Here is a 17162-nt window from a genome sequence, read left to right as displayed (position 1 = left end):
TATTATGCTTCGTAATCTCTAGCAATTATAAACTTAGTTTTAACCGGTAATTTTTGAGCTGCCAAACGTAATGCTTCTTTTGCAACGTCTAAAGGCACACCACCTACCTCAAATAAAACACGCCCAGGTTTAACCACAGCTGCCCAATATTCAACGGCACCTTTACCTTTACCCATACGTACTTCAAGAGGCTTTTTTGTGATAGGCTTGTCTGGAAATATTTTAATCCAAAGTTGCCCTTCTCTTTTCATGTAACGTGTAGCGGCAATACGTGCTGCTTCAATTTGACGCGATGTTAAAAAGTTCGAGTCTAATGATTTTATCCCAAAAGTCCCACTTGAAAGTTGGTGCCCTCTTCCGGCATTCCCTTTCATGCGTCCTTTTTGCTGTTTACGAAATTTTGTTCTTTTAGGCTGTAACATTTCTTGTTCTCTTTAAAAAATTACTTTCTACGACGTTGGTTTCTGTTGTCTCTTCCACCACGTCCACCTTTTCCTTTTTGCTTGGATAAACCAACCAAAGGAGAAAGCTCTCTTTTACCATATACTTCGCCTTTCATGATCCATACTTTTACACCTAATCTACCATAAGTAGTGTGTGCTTCAACTAAAGCATAATCAATATCGGCTCTAAAGGTTGATAAAGGAATACGTCCTTCTTTGTAATGCTCGCTACGTGCCATTTCCGCACCGTTTAAACGACCACTAATTTGAATTTTTATTCCTTCAGCATTCATACGCATTGTAGCAGCGATAGCCATTTTGATTGCACGACGGTAAGAGATACGATTCTCAATTTGTCTTGCAATACTTGATGCTACTAAAAATGCGTCAAGTTCAGGTCTTTTAATCTCGAAGATGTTAATCTGAACTTCTTTTCCAGTAATCTTTTTAAGCTCTTCCTTTAACTTGTCTACCTCTTGACCACCTTTCCCGATAATAATACCAGGGCGAGCAGTAGTGATAGTAACGGTTACAAGCTTAAGAGTTCTTTCTATAATTACTCTACTTACACTAGCTTTAGATAAACGTGCATGTACGTATTTTCTAATCTTATCGTCTTCGGCAAGTTTATCACCATAATCGTTTCCTCCGTACCAGTTAGATTCCCATCCTCTGATAATTCCTAAGCGATTTCCGATTGGATTTGTCTTTTGTCCCATACTTCTATCTTAGCTTTGTGTGTTATTGTTAGCACCAACCACTAATGTTACGTGGTTAGAACGTTTTCTAATTCTGTGTGCACGACCTTGAGGTGCTGGACGCAATCTCTTTAACATTGATCCACTATCCACCTTAATCTCCTTTACGAATAATTCCGCAGTTTCAACATCGGCATCTTCATTTTTAGCTTGCCAGTTCGCGATAGCTGATAATAACAACTTCTCTAAACGACCAGATGCTTCCTTATTGTTAAACTTTAAGATATTAAGTGCTTTATCTACCTTTTCACCTCTTACTAAATCGGCTACTAAACGCATTTTTCTTGGTGACGTAGGACAGTTATTAAGCTTAGCAAAAGCAACGTGCTTTTTTGCTTCCTTAATAGCGTCTGCCATTTCTTTTTTACGACTTCCCATAGCTTACTACTTTTTACCTTTATTTTTAGCACCTGCATGCCCACGGAATGAACGTGTTGGTGAAAATTCTCCTAATTTATGACCTACCATGTTTTCAGTAACATATACTGGTACAAATTGACGGCCATTGTGTACTGCTATAGTTTGTCCAACAAAATCTGGAGTAATCATACTAGCACGAGACCAAGTTTTAATTACAGTTTTCTTGTTAGCTTCAACATTTGCAGCTACTTTCTTTTCTAATTTATAATGAACGTAAGGTCCTTTTTTTAATGATCTTGCCATGTCTTATTTCTTTCTACGTTCTACAATATATTTATTACTCGCTTTTGTTTTAGAACGGGTTCTATAACCTTTAGCAGGTATACCATTTCTAGAACGTGGGTGTCCACCTGAAGCACGACCTTCACCACCACCCATTGGGTGATCAACTGGGTTCATTCTAACAGGGTTTGTGCGTGGTCTTCTACCTAACCATCTTGTTCTACCGGCTTTACCACCAACGATTAACTGGTGATCTGAGTTTGAAATAACCCCGATAGTTGCCATACAAGTAGTTAACACTAAACGTGTCTCTCCTGATGGTAATTTAATGGTAGCAAACTTGCCATCTCTTGCCATTAACTGAGCAAAAGCACCAGCACTACGCGCCATAACAGCACCTTGACCTGGGCGTAACTCTACACAAGAAATAATAGTTCCTAATGGAATTTCACTTAGTGGCATTGCATTTCCTATTTCAGGGGCAACACCTGTAGCACCAGATACTACATTTTGCCCAACTTGTAAACCATTTTGAGCAATAACGTAACGCTTCTCACCATCTTGATAATTCAATAAAGCAATAAACGCTGTTCTGTTTGGATCGTACTCAATAGTTTTAACTTCGGCAGGAATTCCAGCTTTGTCTCTTTTGAAATCGATAATACGATACTTCTTTTTATGACCGCCACCTTTATAGCGCATGGTCATTTTTCCTTGACTGTTTCTACCACCAGACCTTTTTTTCGGAGCTAATAAACTTTTCTCCGGCTTATCAGTAGTAATGGCGTCATACCCATTTACTACTCTAAATCGCTGTCCTGGTGTGATTGGTTTTAATTTTCTTACTGACATTCTAATTACATATTAGCATATAAATCAATCATCTCACCTTCCGCCAGTTGTACAATTGCCTTTTTAACAGCATTTGTTTTACCATGTTGTATACCAGTTTTTGTGTACTTGGTACTACGATCTGGACGGACATTTATAGTACGAACTTTTTCAACAGAAACACCATAAGCAGCTTCCACCGCTTTTTTGATTTCTACCTTGTTCGCCTTTGTGTTCACTGCGAACCAATAGCAGTTTTTTAACTCGCTATCTGCTGTCGCTTTTTCTGTGATTATAGGTTTAATTAAGATACTCATCTGTTTCTTATTTACTTAAGTTTGTTTCAATTCCTTCTAAAGCACCTTCTAAAAGCACCACTTGATTTGCATTTAAAATCTTATAAGTGCTTAATTCTGAATTAGTTATCACTTCAGAACCTTTTAAATTGCGCGATGACAAATATACGTTATTATTCGACCCACCCAACACAAACAAAGTTTTTTTGTTTTCTAGCTCTAAAGCCTTTAAAACTGCAGTGAAGTTTTTAGTTTTAGGAGCATCAAAACTGAAGTCTTCTAAAACTGTAATTGCTTTTTCATTTGCTTTGATACTCAATGCAGATTTACGAGCTAGACGCTTAACGTTTTTGTTTAATTTGAAACCGTAGTTTCTCGGTCTTGGACCAAACATACGTCCACCACCTTTAAACACACCACTCTTTATACTACCTGCTCTTGCAGTACCAGTTCCTTTTTGCTTTTTAATCTTACGTGTAGATCCAGTAATCTCTCCTCTTTCTTTAGATTTGTGAGTACCTTGTCTTTGGTTTGCTAAATATTGTTTAACATCCAAATACACAGCGTGATTATTAGGCTCAATAGCAAACACATCTTTAGAAAGGTCTGCCTTTCTACCTGTGTCTTTTCCGTTTATATCTAAAACTGCTACTTTCATTACTTCTGAATTGTTACATAAGCGTTTTTGTGTCCAGGCACACACCCTTTCACTACAAGTAGATTCTTTTCAGGAACTACTTTTAAAACTCTTAAATTTTGAACTTTCACTTTTTCACCACCCATTCTTCCGGCCATTTTCATGCCTTTGAATACACGTGCAGGATAAGATGCAGCTCCGATAGAACCCGGTGCTCTTAAACGATTATGCTGACCGTGAGTAGCTTGACCTACACCACCGAAACCATGACGTTTTACAACACCTTGAAATCCTTTTCCTTTTGAGGTACCAGCCACATCAACAAATTCACCTTCAACAAAGTGTTCAACTGTGATAGCATCTCCTAATTTGTACTCCTCATCAAAACCTTTGAATTCTACGACCTTGCGTTTTACAGAAGTACCCGCTTTTTTAGCATGACCTAAGTCTGCTTTAGTAGCGCTTTTTTCTGTCGCGTCATCGAAACCAAGCTGGATAGCTTCATAACCATCCACTTCTTCAGTTCTGACTTGGGTAACGATACATGGTCCAGCTTCGATTACTGTACAAGGAATGTTCTTCCCGTTTTCATCAAAGATGCTGGTCATACCGATTTTTTTTCCAATTAACCCAGACATATTATTTATTATTAATTATTACTATTTGGTTGAAACATAATTCAACCTTCTTATTTAAAAATTTCAGGGACGAAATACCTTTCGTCCCTGAAATGTATTTATCCGTTTTTCCCGCGACCACATCGGTGGGACATGTCTTTCGGTATAAAACCGAAATTATACTTATACTTTTATCTCTACTTCAACACCACTTGGTAATTCAAGCTTCATCAAGGCATCAATGGTTTTTGATGACGATGAGTAGATATCTAATAATCTCTTGTAAGAAGATAATTGAAACTGCTCTCTTGATTTCTTGTTAACGTGTGGAGAACGTAATACAGTGAAAATTTTCTTGTGCGTTGGTAATGGAATTGGTCCAGTTACTACAGCTCCAGTACTTTTTACTGTTTTTACAATCTTATCAGCAGATTTATCTACTAAATTGTGATCGTAAGACTTAAGTTTTATTCTGATTTTTTGACTCATTTTCTTAAATTTTAAGCTTCAACGCCTTTAGCTGCTTTAATTACTTCTTCAGATATGTTAGAAGGAGTTTCAGCATAATGTGAAAATTCCATTGTTGATGTCGCACGACCTGATGACAATGTTCTTAATGTTGTTACATATCCAAACATTTCAGAAAGAGGTACTATAGCCTTAACTACTTTAGCTCCAGCACGATCACTCATGTCACTTACTTGACCTCTTCTTCTATTCAAATCCCCTACAATATCACCCATATTTTCTTCCGGAGTGATTACTTCTAACTTCATCATTGGCTCCATAATCACCGCTTTTGCAGCTTTTGCAGCAGCTTTAAAACCAAGTTTTGCAGCTAACTCAAATGATAATTGATCAGAATCCACATCGTGGTAAGAACCATCAGTTAATGTCACTTTCATAGCATCAACTTCATATCCTGCCAATGGGCCATTTACCATCGCCATCTTAAATCCTTTCTCAACAGAAGGCACAAATTCTTTAGGAACGTTACCACCTTTAATTTCAGAAACGAATTCTAAACCTTGTTTACCTTCTTCAGCAGGCTCCAATGTAAATACAATATCTGCGAATTTACCACGTCCACCAGATTGTTTCTTGTAAACTTCTCTGTGTTCTGCACGTTGTGTAATTGCTTCTTTGTACTCTACTTGTGGCTGTCCTTGGTTTACTTCAACCTTAAACTCACGCTTCAAACGGTCCACAATAATATCTAAGTGAAGCTCACCCATTCCAGAAATAATAGTCTGTCCTGAAGCTTCGTCAGTTCTAGCAGTAAATGTTGGATCCTCTTCAGATAGTTTAGCCAACGCCATTCCTAATTTATCAACATCAGCCTTAGTTTTAGGCTCAACAGCGATACCAATTACAGGATCTGGAAAATCCATAGATTCCAACACGATAGGATGTTTTTCATCCGACATCGTATCACCAGTCTTAATATCTTTAAATCCTACCGCAGCTCCAATATCACCTGCTTCGATAAAATCGATAGCGTTTTGTTTATTAGAGTGCATTTGGTAAATACGTGAGATACGCTCTTTTTTACCTGAACGGTTGTTCAAAATATAAGAACCAGCATCTAAACGACCAGAATATGCTCTAAAGAATGCCAAACGACCTACGAAAGGATCGGTAGCAATCTTAAATGCTAAAGCTGCAAATGGATCCTTAGGATCTGGTTTACGTACAACTTCATCACCAGTATTAGGATCTGTTCCTACAATGTTATCTCTATCTAAAGGTGATGGCAAATAACGACAAACAGCGTCTAATAAAAACTGCACACCTTTGTTTTTGAAAGCAGAACCACAAACCATAGGAATGATAGCCATATCCATCACAGCAGCTCTAAGTGCAGCGTGCACTTCTTCTTCTGTAATAGAATCTTCATCTTCCATGAACTTCTCTAAAAGGTTTTCATCATAAGTGGCAACCTCTTCAATTAATAAGGCTCTATATTTTTGTGCTTCTTCTTTTAATTCTTCTGGAATATCGATAACATCAAAAGTTGCCCCTTGTGTTTCGTCATGCCATACAATAGCTCTGTTCTTAACTAAGTCAACGATACCTTTAAAATCTGCCTCATCTCCAATGTTCAATACAATTGGTACAGCGTTAGACTTCAACATATCTTTTACCTGTTGACAAACAGCCATAAAGTTCGATCCTTGACGGTCCATTTTGTTAACGAAACCGATTCTTGGCACTTTATAGTTGTCAGCCAGTCTCCAGTTAGTTTCAGATTGAGGCTCAACACCATCAACCGCACTAAACAAGAAAACCAACCCGTCAAGTACACGTAAAGAACGGTTTACCTCAACCGTAAAATCCACGTGACCCGGAGTGTCAATAATATTAAAATGATATCCTTTAGTTTCAGGAGTAGGCTCCCCATTTTCGATTGGGAATTTCCATGTACAAGTTGTTGCAGCAGAAGTAATAGTAATACCTCTTTCCTGCTCTTGCTCCATCCAGTCCATAGTTGCAGCACCGTCATGTACTTCACCTATTTTATGAGAAACACCCGTATAATAAAGAATACGCTCTGTAGTGGTAGTTTTTCCTGCGTCAATATGCGCAGCAATACCTATATTTCTAGTATATTTTAAATCTCTTGCCATGTTTTAAAATCTAAAGTGAGAGAATGCCTTGTTAGCTTCTGCCATTTTATGTGTATCAACTCTTTTCTTAACCGCTGCACCCTCTTCTTTAGCTGCTGCTAAAATTTCAGCTGCTAAACGCTGTGCCATTGACTTTTCGTTACGTTTTCTAGCATAACCAATTAACCATTTCATGGCAGTTGATATTTTTCTATCTGGACGAATTTGCATTGGAATTTGGAATGTTGCACCACCAACACGACGACTACGTACTTCTACGTGAGGCATCACATTACCTAAAGCATCTTTCCATATTTCTAAAGCTGATTTTTCTTCGTCAGTTTTCTTTGAATCTACAATATCAATTGCATCGTAGAATACTTTGAACGCCACAGACTTCTTACCATCCCACATCATGTTGTTCACAAAACGTGTCACCAACTGATCGTTAAATCTTGGATCTGGTAAAAGTGGTCTTTTTTTCGCTGCTCTTTTTCTCATGTCTTCTTCTTAAAGTTTAATTACTTTTTAGGGCGTTTAGCACCATACTTAGATCTACGTTGGGTTCTTCCAGCAACACCTGCTGTATCTAAAGCCCCACGAACAACGTGATATCTAACACCTGGCAAATCTTTTACCCTTCCACCTCTAACCAATACTATCGAGTGCTCTTGTAAATTATGTCCTTCACCACCGATGTATGCATTAACCTCGTTTCCGTTTGTTAAACGTACCCTTGCTACCTTTCTCATTGCTGAGTTTGGTTTTTTAGGAGTAGTTGTGTAAACACGAGTACATACACCACGTCTTTGCGGACAAGAATCCAAAGCAGCCGATTTACTCTTCTTGGTTATTTTGGCTCTTCCTTTTCTTACTAATTGTGAAATTGTTGGCATATATTTCTATATAAAATTTTATTAACCTCTATTTAGAGGCGTGCAAAGGTAGAAATTAAAATTAATTATTCAAACCCTAATTCATTAATTTTGAAGAGTTTTTGAAATTAAATTTTTAGAGCATATTAAAAGTGTACTTTTTCCGTTAGATTTACACTTAAATACACAGAAATTAGCGTGCGCAAAACTTCATTTCTTGTCCTTATTAGTTATACATTTTTTTCTTCTGAAGTATTTAGTCAAAATTTACAGCTGAATATTTATGGCGAAACTGAGGTTGAAACGAAAATAATTGACTCTGTTGGTTATCAAAAAAATCATAAAAATTTCCTTTCTGTTACATCTGAAGTTGATTCTTTAAGAAAACATCTTAACACTATTGGATATATCGAAAATAAGTTGATCGATATTAAAAAAGAAAATGATTCTTTATTTAACGCGAAACTTTACTTAAAGCAAAAATTCAACACCATATATATATACTATTCAAAAAATGACTTGAACACTTCTCTTTTGAATTCAATTTCAAAAGAAGTAACCGATACCTGTTTCATCATTGATATTTCATCAATTGAAAATAGCCTTAACTTTTTGAATTCTGAAATAGCAAATAGTGGCACTCCTTTCTCAAAATTGAAACTTTCAAACATTAAGCGAAAAGATAGCATCAACCTTAAAGCAGATTTAATTGTGAGCTCTAATAAAACAAAAAGAACCATTGATGACATCAAAATAGTTGGGTATGAAAAATTTCCAAAATCCTTTCTGAAACATTATTTGAAATTAAAAACCTCTCAAACTTTCGATTTGTCTGAAATTGAAAAGAAGACCGAACAACTCAACAACCTAAGATTTGCCAACCAAGTAAAATCTACCGAAGTTTTATTTCAAGAAGATTCCACGTCCTTATATATATATGTAGAAAAATCCAAAAGCAACACCTTTGATGGCTTTTTAGGTTTTGGCACAAATGATGAGACCAATAAATTAGAGTTTGATGGATTTCTCAATTTACGATTGATTAATAATTTGAATTATGGTGAAACTTTTAGCTTACTATACAAAAGCGACGAAATTGATCAGGATACATTTGATGCACGTTTAGAGCTACCCTATCTCTTTAGATCACCAATTGGTGTAGATTTGAATCTCAGAATATTCAAAAAAGATTCCTCATTTACCACAGTTGACCAGAAGGCAAGAATTAATTACCAAATAAACGCGTTACACAAAGTATCGGCTGGAATTTCTAGTACTGAATCGAGTAATTTGCGCTCCGACACTTCGATTATTTCTTTACAAGATTACAATACCAGCTATTTTACGGCTTTTTATGAATTTCTGAAACCTCAATTTTATGATGTGCTATTTCCGATAAAATCAAATTTCTATATAGAAACCAATTTTGGCAATAGAACTGCTTCAAACATTAAAACTGAGCAATCTTTAATCACACTAAAAGCGTTTAACAACTTTCAACTGAATAGAAAAAACAGTATTTATTTGAATGTTGATGCTTCAAATCTAATCTCCGACAACTATTTTGAAAATGAACTGCTACGCTTTGGAGGTATCAACTCCATTAGAGGTTTTGAGGAAAATAGTTTGTTCGCTTCTTTATTTGGTGTTTTAAATACCGAATATAGATACCGCTTGAGTAATTCTATATTTATACATTCCATAACTGATGTCGCATATTTCGAAAACAAATCCTCCAATCTAAAAGAAAAACTATTTGGTTTTGGTTTTGGTTTTGGGGTTCTTACCAATTCTGGACTTCTCAAATTCAATTATGCCAACGGCAAAAATGAGAATCAAAAATTTAAGTTATCAAATTCTAAGATTCATATTAGCTTGGTAGCTAATTTTTAATTATTTGTAATGATTCCGATAAAATAGAGACTATTACACGTAGTGGTCTCTTTTTTCTTGTCTATTTGTGAAATGATTTATAACCAGATTTGGCATTTCTCAACCAAAATAGACACGTGAAAGACTCATTTCGTAACTATTTTTTAGAAAAAACATCAATTTTAACGCAATTTTGTTGCTTTGTTAACTTTATTTTATGATTTTTGGCATTGACTAATTCAAATAATTATAACATGAAAACAAAGTTTAGTGGATTTTTAACGCTATTACTAGCGTTTGTTGTGCATTTATCTTTTGCACAAGAAAAGACAATATCTGGTGTTGTTAGTGACCAAAACGGGCTACCATTACCAGGAACTACTGTCTTAGTAAAAGGTACAACAAATGGTACCTCTGCCGATTTTGATGGTAATTACTCAATAAAAGCTAATCAAGGGGCTACTCTTGTCTTTAGTTTTGTTGGCTACACAACAAAGGAAGTTGCGGTTGGGGCATCAAATACAATTAATGTTACCATGGTTGAAGATGCGGAAGCTCTTGAAGAGGTACTAATTGTAGGTTATGGTACCGCAACAAAACAATCATTTGCTGGTACAGCAGCTTCTATAAGCACCGAAAATATAGAAGCAAAAAACTTTACCAACGTAACACAGGCTCTTGCTGGTGAGGTTGCCGGTGTTACAGTAATAAATACATCAGGACAACCAGGTACTATCGCAACGGTGCGTGTAAGGGGATATGGTTCTCCTCTTGGTAACAGAGCGCCTTTATATGTAGTAGATGGCGTGCCTTTTTCTGGCACATTCGAGTTAAATTCTATTAATCCAGCTGATATAAAAAGCACAACCGTATTAAAAGATGCCACAGCAACCGCTATTTATGGTTCTAGAGGTGCTAATGGTGTGATTTTGATTACTACAAAAAATGGGTCTGCATCTGAAAAAGGATCGATAGAGGTAGACTTAAAAACTGGTGTTAATGTACAGATAATACCGCGTTATGATGTTATCGACTCTCCTGAACAATATGTTGGTTTAGTATGGGAAGGTTTATTTAACAGAGGTGTTGTTACTGGAAATGCTGATCCTGTTGATTTTGCTAACAATACGCTTTTAGGCGATAATGGTATTGGAGCTGGTTATAACATGTGGGATGCAGCAACTGGAGCAGATTTAATTGACCCCGTAACTAGAACTGTAAGAAACGGAGTGAACAGATTATTTACTCCTGAACGTTATGCTGACGAGGCATTTGGTACTGGATTTAGAAGAGAGGCTAACCTAAGGTTCTCCGGTGGTTCTGAAAAAACTAGATATTTTGCAGCACTTGGATACTTAGATGATAATGGGTATTCAATAAATTCTGATTTCAAGAGATACTCTGCTAGAATCAACCTGAGTTCTGATGTGAAAGACTGGTTAAAGGTAAGTGGAAATTTAAACTATGCGAATTCATTAACAACTAACAATGGACAAATTGTTGGTTCTGAAAACCTTTTTGAGTTTGCTGATAAAATGGCCCCTATATACCCTGTATTTGCAAGATATCCAAATAGTGGAGAGTTAATACCTGATCCAATATATGGTGGTTTCCAATATGATTATGGTGCTCCAACTGGCAGTACAACTCCTGATCCTGCAAGGGCTTTTACAAGAAACAGGCCTAATGCAAACTTACTTAACCCTATAGGTTCTGCGATATTAGATTTTGATGGTAGAGATACTCATGCATTTAATGGTAACTTAAATATGACTATTAAAATAACTGAGGATTTAGATTTAGAAACGACTTATGGTGGGCAATATTCATTCTTTAGAAGAAACAATGCAAGTAATCATGTTTATGGTACTGGAGCAAATACCAAAGGTAACATTACTGTAACTGATCAAGTAAGATGGTCTCAAACTTTTCTTCAATTACTGCGTTACAAAAAATCTTTTGGACTGCATAACTTAGAGGCTTTAGCGGCTCATGAAACATTTGAGGCAAGTTTTACACAGTCTAGACAATTTAAGCAGAATGTTATTTTGCCAGGAGTGTACAACTTAAGTAATTATCTTGAAGAAGTTTCACCTTCTGATGGATATGAAAACGCTTCTGGTCTGGAATCTTATTTTGGGCAAGTAAACTATAATTATGCAGACAAGTATTTCTTTACTGGTTCTATTAGAACTGATGGTTCTTCTCGCTTTATAAATGATAAGTGGGGAACTTTCGGATCTGTTGGTGCTGCATGGGTAGTTAGTCAGGAAGACTTTATGACAGATAGCTTTCTGTCTTACTTAAAAGTTAAAGCTTCTTATGGTATAACTGGAGATCAACAAGGAGTTTCTACAACGCTTGCTTTTGATAGATTTAACACAAACTTAGTAGGTGGAGCATTAGCTATTGACCCTAGTAGTTTTGGTAACCCAGACTTAACATGGGAAACATCAAATATGATACAGGCTGGTGTGGAAATGAGTTTTGGTAACTTTTTAGACGTAAATGTTGATTACTATAGAAAGCTTACAGATAATCTGTTTTTTGATCAAAGAAGAGGTTCGTCAGCAGGTCTAGCATTCATTAGAGTTAATGATGGTGAAATCCTAAACGCAGGATTAGAATTTGATGTTACTGGACGCATTATAAATACACAAGACGTGAAATTGAGTGTATCGGTAAATGGAGAACTTTTACATAACGAGCTGAAAAGGTTACCTATAAACCCATCAACGGGGAGTGAAAGAATTATAGATTCAGGGTCTAGTTTGGATGGAAACTATGCTTATGCTGTAGGACGATCTATGTTCGACTTCTGGTTAAGAGAATATGCAGGTGTAGACCCATCTGATGGTGCTCCAATGTGGTATCAATACTATGATGATGCTAATAATAATGGAATTTTTGATTCAGGTGAGGATGACTTTTCTATTGATGATGGAAATGGTGGTGATGCAAATTCATCAGGAACACTTTATGAATACAGACAGTTGAGTTCTGATGCAAACATCAAAAGAACCATTACAAAAACTTGGGGGAATGCTACCCAGGTGTTTAATGATAAATCGTTTATACCAGATGTAAGAGGTGCTTTTAGAATAACAGGGAAAATTAAAAGTTTCGACTTTTCTACACAATTTACCTATAGTTTAGGAGGATGGGCTTATGATGGACAATATGCTGAATTAATGAGTGACCGTTTTGGAGCTGCAGGTAATAACTTCCATAAAGACATCTTGAGAAGATGGCAAAACCCAGGTGATGTTACGGATGTTCCTTTATTATCTGATAATGCAATTGTTAACTCAACTTCTGGATCTACTAGATTTATAATAAGTACAGATTATATAGCATTAAACAATGCTAGAATAGGATATACCCTATCAAGTGATTTTGTTGCAAAAGCAGGATTGGATTCAGTAAACTTATGGGTGTCTGGAGATAATATTTTTATCAAATCAGCTAGAGATGGTTTTAACCCGTCTGTAAGAGAAGTTGGTAATTCAGCACGTAGAATCTATGCACCTGCAACAACTATTACTTTAGGAGCTAGAGTTAAGTTTTAATTAAAAAAAAAGAAATTATGAAAAATTTATTGAAAATTACATTTGTAACAGTTTTAGCACTTAGTGTTACTGGCTGTGCGGATGATTTGCTAGACAACAGTGGTGTTTCTGGAACGAGTCAGCCAACACAATTTATCACTGCAGAACAATTAAGTGAAGGAGCCAAAACTAACCTGGAAATTCCAGCCGCATTTGTTGGCGGTATTTATGCGCAAATGATTCAGACAGGTACTGGTGGTACCAATTTAAGTCATGATGACTTTGGCCAAAAAGGTTATGACATATATGGAGATATGCTTTGTGGAGACATGGCATTAAGTGTGAGTACCTATGGGTGGTATCGTTCTGATATCACAGAATTTCAAGCACCTTTAGATTTTGCACGAGGAAGAAACAGAATGGTATGGAGGTATTACTTCAGAATTTTAAGATCTGCAAATACCGTGATTCAAAGTTTAGGTGGAAATGATGCAATTCCTGACAACCCAGATAGTCAATATGCTATGGGTCAAGCAAAGGCTATGCGCGCACATTCATATTTTTATTTAACGCAATATTTTCAAAAGGAATATAATGCTTCTGAAGAGATATTGCCATTGTATGATACACCTGTTAACACAAATGTTGCCAAAGCAACTGCTGGTGAAATATATGACCTAATGGAAAGCGATTTGCGTGATGCTATTAGCCTGCTAAATGGTTTTAACAGAACAGCGAAAAACGAAATTAACCAAGACATAGCGAGAATGCTTTTAGCCTATGTTCTAGGTGCGAAAGGAGGCAACGATACTGAAGTAGCAACACTAACACAACAAGTAATCAATTCTGGGAGCTACACTATAATGCCGATGGGTGATGTTGCGACTACAGGATTCAATGACGTTAATGATGCTAGTTGGATGTGGGGTATTGATATTACCGCTAATAATGGGTTAGACTTAGTATCCTGGTGGGGACAAGTTGATGCTTTCTCTTATAGCTATGCTTGGGCTGGAGATTACAAATCAATAGATGCCTCATTGTATGACGCTATTCCTGCCGATGACGCAAGAAAAGCACAATTCTTTAACAACCCTGCCAGCGGTAGACATTTACAACCTTTATTTAAGTTTTTTGCGTCTAATCAAATTGGAGGTACGTCTCAAACAGTAACAGCTGATTATGTTTACATGAGAATTGAAGAGGCTTATTTATTAAATGCTGAGGCTAACGCAAGAGCTGGTAATGAGCCTGCTGCAAGAACAAGCCTTAAAACATTTTTAGCTAATAGAGTACCTGATGTTTCCTATGTAGATGGATTAAGTGGATCTCAATTACAAAATGAAATCTATACACAAACACGAATTGAGTTATGGGGAGAAGGTAAAAGTTATTTAGCCATGAAGCGTAACAAAGCCACAACAGTTAGAGGTGCTAACCATCTATCTTTTGTTGGAGAAGCTATCCCATATAATGATGAAAGAATGCAATTTGAAATTCCACAGCTTGAAATTCAAAACAACCCATTTATTTCATCGCAAAATGACTAATAAGTTGTTGGATTAATAAACAACCAAATAAAATTAATATTCATGAAAAAAATAGTATATAATATTTTAATATTAACACTAGTTGCATGCTTTCACAGCTGTGATGAATCCATAGTTGAAGAAGTGGAATATGTAACCTTTGGTGCTGATTCTTATTCTACAGGTGTAGATGTTGGCGGTAGCGCAACATTTGATATTCCTGTTTATACAACTAATATCGCTGGATCTGATAGGTCTTACGGTGTTGTTATAGACATGGAGAACTCTAATGCTGCGTCTGGTTCTTACACTGTACCAAGTGCTATTACAATTCCTGCTGGTTCTAATAAAGCAATGTTGTCTATAGCATTAACGGATAACAACTTAGGTATTGGTGTAAATAACTTGGTTCTTAACTTTGCTGATAGCGAAGGATATTTCTCGGGAGAATCTACTACATTAGGTTATATCCAAAACTGTGAAGAAGTTACTGGTTCAGTAGACTTTGCTTTTGATGGTTACGGTAGTGAAGTAACTTGGGAAATTTTAGATGCACTTGATGGTGTAGTAGCTTCTGGAGGTCCTTATGCTGATGGTCAAGCTTCTTCTTCTGATGCAGTTGTATTATGTTCAGGAAGAGATTATACTTTTATTGTAAAAGATGCTTTCGGCGATGGTTTAAGTTTTCCAAACAATGGAACTTATACACTTACAGTAGGTGGTGTAGTTAAAGCCAGTGGTGGTGGAAATTACGGTGCTGAAGAATCGACTGCATTCGATACGAAATAGTAATAATTTTATTTTACAAATTTTAAAAATAGATTGCCTAAATTGGCAATCTATTTTTTTATGATGCAAAACCAAACCCAAATATTCGGTATTAGAGCCATTATTGAAGCTATACATTCTGGAGAAAGTATAGACAAGGTGTTTTTACAAAAAGGACTTAGAGGTGAGCTTTTTACAGAATTGGAACAAATCCTTAGAAAAAACTCAATAAACACCTCTTATGTTCCTGTTGAGAAGCTCAATAGATTGACTAAAAAGAATCATCAGGGAGCAGTGGCTCAAATTTCGCCTATTGATTTCTATGATTTGGAAGATTTAGTTTTAAACGTAATTGAATCTGGTAAAACACCTTTATTTTTATTATTGGATCAACTAAGTGATGTGCGTAATTTTGGCGCTATTATTAGAACTGCCGAATGTACTGGTGTTGATGGTATTATAATACAGAAAAAAGGTGGCGCCCCTGTAAACGGAGATACCATTAAAACAAGTGCCGGTGCTGTTTTTAAAATCCCTATTTGTAAAGTAGACCATATCAAGGACGCTGTATTTTACATGCAAGCTTCTGGAATAAAAGTGGTCGCTGCTACCGAAAAGACGGATAGTTTGCTTTATGACGTCTCATTTAAGACACCAACGGCCATAATAATGGGTTCTGAGGGCCGTGGCATAAACCCTTCTACCTTAAAAATTGTTGATGAAAAAGCGAAACTCCCTCTACTAGGAGACATTGAGTCCTTAAATGTTTCAGTTGCTTGTGGTGCTTTTTTATATGAAGTTGTTCGGCAAAGACAAAATTAGACTCCTAGTTTATTCTTTTTTGTCTTCCTTAAATTCATATTTAATTTTTGGAAATTGTTCTGCTTCCATTTCGGGTTCTATTTGTTCAATAAAATTCCCATCTTCATCAAAATGTTTTAAAAATGGGTCGTCGTCTTCGTTGTAGTTCTCTTGCTCCCATACATATTTTTTAGGTTTGGCAATTTGCCTTTTAAAAATTAAAGCAAAAACAAGTCCTGTTATCAATCCTGAAAGATGACCTTCCCATGAAATACCTTCTTCAATAGGAAGCGTGTACCAAATCATACTACCATAGAGGAATACTACAAGTAATGATAACGCAATAAGCCTATAATGTTTTGCGAAGACACCTTTGAAAAATGTAAAACTTACTAGCACATAAATTAGTCCGCTTGCTCCAATATGATAGGATGATCTGCCAATGCACCATGTTAAAAAACCTGATAATAAAACACCCCAAAGCATAACTTTCCAAGCTATGGGCTTATAGAAATAAAACAATGCCATGGACAATACAAACAACGGAATAGTATTATGATACAGATGCTGAATATCTCCATGGATAAATGGACTTAATATAACGCCCTTTAAACCTGAAAAAGTCTGAGGGAGCACGCCATATTTGGAAAAATTAAATCCGAACCTCACCTCGAACCAAAACACCAACCAAATAATGAGCACAAATAGTATTGGATATGCTATAACTCCCGTGGAATATTCAAAATGTTGTTTTTGTTTCACGCACTTAATATAGCAAATAGTTAACCAGCTTTGGTTTTTGTGCTAAATTGGCAGATAGGTGCGTGAGGGATTGAGGCATTTGTTGAAGCTCCCCGACGGAAGAGGGAGCGACTGCCGAAAGCCCGACCCCGATTTTTTATCGGGGGCACGCCCAAAACTTTAATAAATTCATGTAAT

General features: G+C 36.3%; 18 protein-coding genes. 5 read left to right on the top strand and 13 right to left on the bottom strand.

The window, feature by feature from the left end; translation table 11 throughout:
* Positions 1-2: 2 nt before the first annotated feature.
* The 12 genes from rplP to rpsL form a co-directional block, all read right to left on the bottom strand.
* Positions 3-422 (bottom strand): 50S ribosomal protein L16, encoded by a 420-nt coding sequence (rplP, locus tag EYD45_RS13310; RefSeq protein ID WP_042245202.1) that lies wholly within the window; start codon positions 420-422, stop codon positions 3-5.
* Positions 423-442: 20 nt separating this feature from the next.
* A complete protein-coding gene (rpsC, locus tag EYD45_RS13305) occupies positions 443-1162 on the bottom strand; it encodes a 30S ribosomal protein S3 (RefSeq protein WP_130965047.1) in 720 nt (239 codons plus the stop codon).
* Positions 1163-1171: 9 nt separating this feature from the next.
* Positions 1172-1579 (bottom strand): 50S ribosomal protein L22, encoded by a 408-nt coding sequence (rplV, locus tag EYD45_RS13300; RefSeq protein WP_130965046.1) that lies wholly within the window; start codon positions 1577-1579, stop codon positions 1172-1174.
* Positions 1580-1585: 6 nt separating this feature from the next.
* The gene (gene rpsS / locus EYD45_RS13295) at positions 1586-1864 is read right to left on the bottom strand and encodes a 30S ribosomal protein S19 (protein ID WP_027880209.1); all 279 of its coding nucleotides are present in this window, start codon (positions 1862-1864) and stop codon (positions 1586-1588) included.
* Between the two features lie 3 nt (positions 1865-1867).
* The gene (gene rplB, locus EYD45_RS13290; RefSeq protein ID WP_130965045.1) at positions 1868-2695 is read right to left on the bottom strand and encodes a 50S ribosomal protein L2; all 828 of its coding nucleotides are present in this window, start codon (positions 2693-2695) and stop codon (positions 1868-1870) included.
* A 5-nt stretch (positions 2696-2700) separates the two neighbouring features.
* Positions 2701-2991 carry a 50S ribosomal protein L23 gene (rplW, locus tag EYD45_RS13285; protein WP_092579375.1) on the bottom strand — a complete coding sequence of 97 codons (291 nt, stop codon included), beginning with the start codon at positions 2989-2991 and terminating at the stop codon, positions 2701-2703.
* A gap of 7 nt (positions 2992-2998) precedes the next feature.
* Positions 2999-3628, bottom strand: coding sequence for a 50S ribosomal protein L4 (gene rplD / locus EYD45_RS13280; RefSeq protein ID WP_130965044.1), 630 nt, complete (start codon positions 3626-3628; stop codon positions 2999-3001).
* Positions 3628-4245, bottom strand: a complete 618-nt coding sequence (gene rplC, locus EYD45_RS13275) for a 50S ribosomal protein L3 (protein ID WP_130965043.1) — start codon at positions 4243-4245, stop codon at positions 3628-3630. Before rplC ends, rplD begins: the two co-directional genes overlap by 1 nt.
* A gap of 162 nt (positions 4246-4407) precedes the next feature.
* Entirely contained in the window at positions 4408-4713 is a 306-nt protein-coding gene (gene rpsJ, locus EYD45_RS13270) for a 30S ribosomal protein S10 (protein ID WP_007650482.1), read from the bottom strand.
* Between the two features lie 11 nt (positions 4714-4724).
* Positions 4725-6851: an elongation factor G gene (fusA, locus tag EYD45_RS13265; RefSeq protein ID WP_130965042.1), complete on the bottom strand. Its 2127-nt coding sequence runs from the start codon at positions 6849-6851 to the stop codon at positions 4725-4727.
* Between the two features lie 3 nt (positions 6852-6854).
* The gene (rpsG, locus tag EYD45_RS13260) at positions 6855-7331 is read right to left on the bottom strand and encodes a 30S ribosomal protein S7 (protein WP_130965041.1); all 477 of its coding nucleotides are present in this window, start codon (positions 7329-7331) and stop codon (positions 6855-6857) included.
* Between the two features lie 20 nt (positions 7332-7351).
* Positions 7352-7726, bottom strand: coding sequence for a 30S ribosomal protein S12 (rpsL, locus tag EYD45_RS13255; protein ID WP_042245171.1), 375 nt, complete (start codon positions 7724-7726; stop codon positions 7352-7354).
* Positions 7727-7903: 177 nt separating this feature from the next.
* On the opposite strand from rpsL, the gene EYD45_RS13250 reads away from it, so the two are divergent.
* From EYD45_RS13250 to rlmB, 5 genes are all read left to right on the top strand, one after another.
* Entirely contained in the window at positions 7904-9598 is a 1695-nt protein-coding gene (locus tag EYD45_RS13250) for a POTRA domain-containing protein (protein ID WP_130965040.1), read from the top strand.
* 233 nt (positions 9599-9831) lie between these two features.
* Entirely contained in the window at positions 9832-13146 is a 3315-nt protein-coding gene (locus EYD45_RS13245; RefSeq protein ID WP_130965039.1) for a SusC/RagA family TonB-linked outer membrane protein, read from the top strand.
* A gap of 17 nt (positions 13147-13163) precedes the next feature.
* Positions 13164-14675 carry a RagB/SusD family nutrient uptake outer membrane protein gene (locus EYD45_RS13240; RefSeq protein WP_130965038.1) on the top strand — a complete coding sequence of 504 codons (1512 nt, stop codon included), beginning with the start codon at positions 13164-13166 and terminating at the stop codon, positions 14673-14675.
* 42 nt (positions 14676-14717) lie between these two features.
* Entirely contained in the window at positions 14718-15443 is a 726-nt protein-coding gene (locus EYD45_RS13235) for a hypothetical protein (protein WP_130965037.1), read from the top strand.
* Positions 15444-15506: 63 nt separating this feature from the next.
* Positions 15507-16244: a 23S rRNA (guanosine(2251)-2'-O)-methyltransferase RlmB gene (gene rlmB, locus EYD45_RS13230; protein ID WP_130965083.1), complete on the top strand. Its 738-nt coding sequence runs from the start codon at positions 15507-15509 to the stop codon at positions 16242-16244.
* A 9-nt stretch (positions 16245-16253) separates the two neighbouring features.
* Here the strand turns inward: rlmB and EYD45_RS13225 are convergent, their stop codons facing one another.
* Positions 16254-16985: a rhomboid family intramembrane serine protease gene (locus EYD45_RS13225; protein WP_130965036.1), complete on the bottom strand. Its 732-nt coding sequence runs from the start codon at positions 16983-16985 to the stop codon at positions 16254-16256.
* Positions 16986-17162: the final 177 nt, after the last annotated feature.

The sequence above is a fragment of the Hyunsoonleella flava genome (genome assembly GCF_004310325.1).
Classification (GTDB): domain Bacteria; phylum Bacteroidota; class Bacteroidia; order Flavobacteriales; family Flavobacteriaceae; genus Jejuia; species Jejuia flava.
This window is presented reverse-complemented; position numbering and strand designations above follow the sequence as displayed.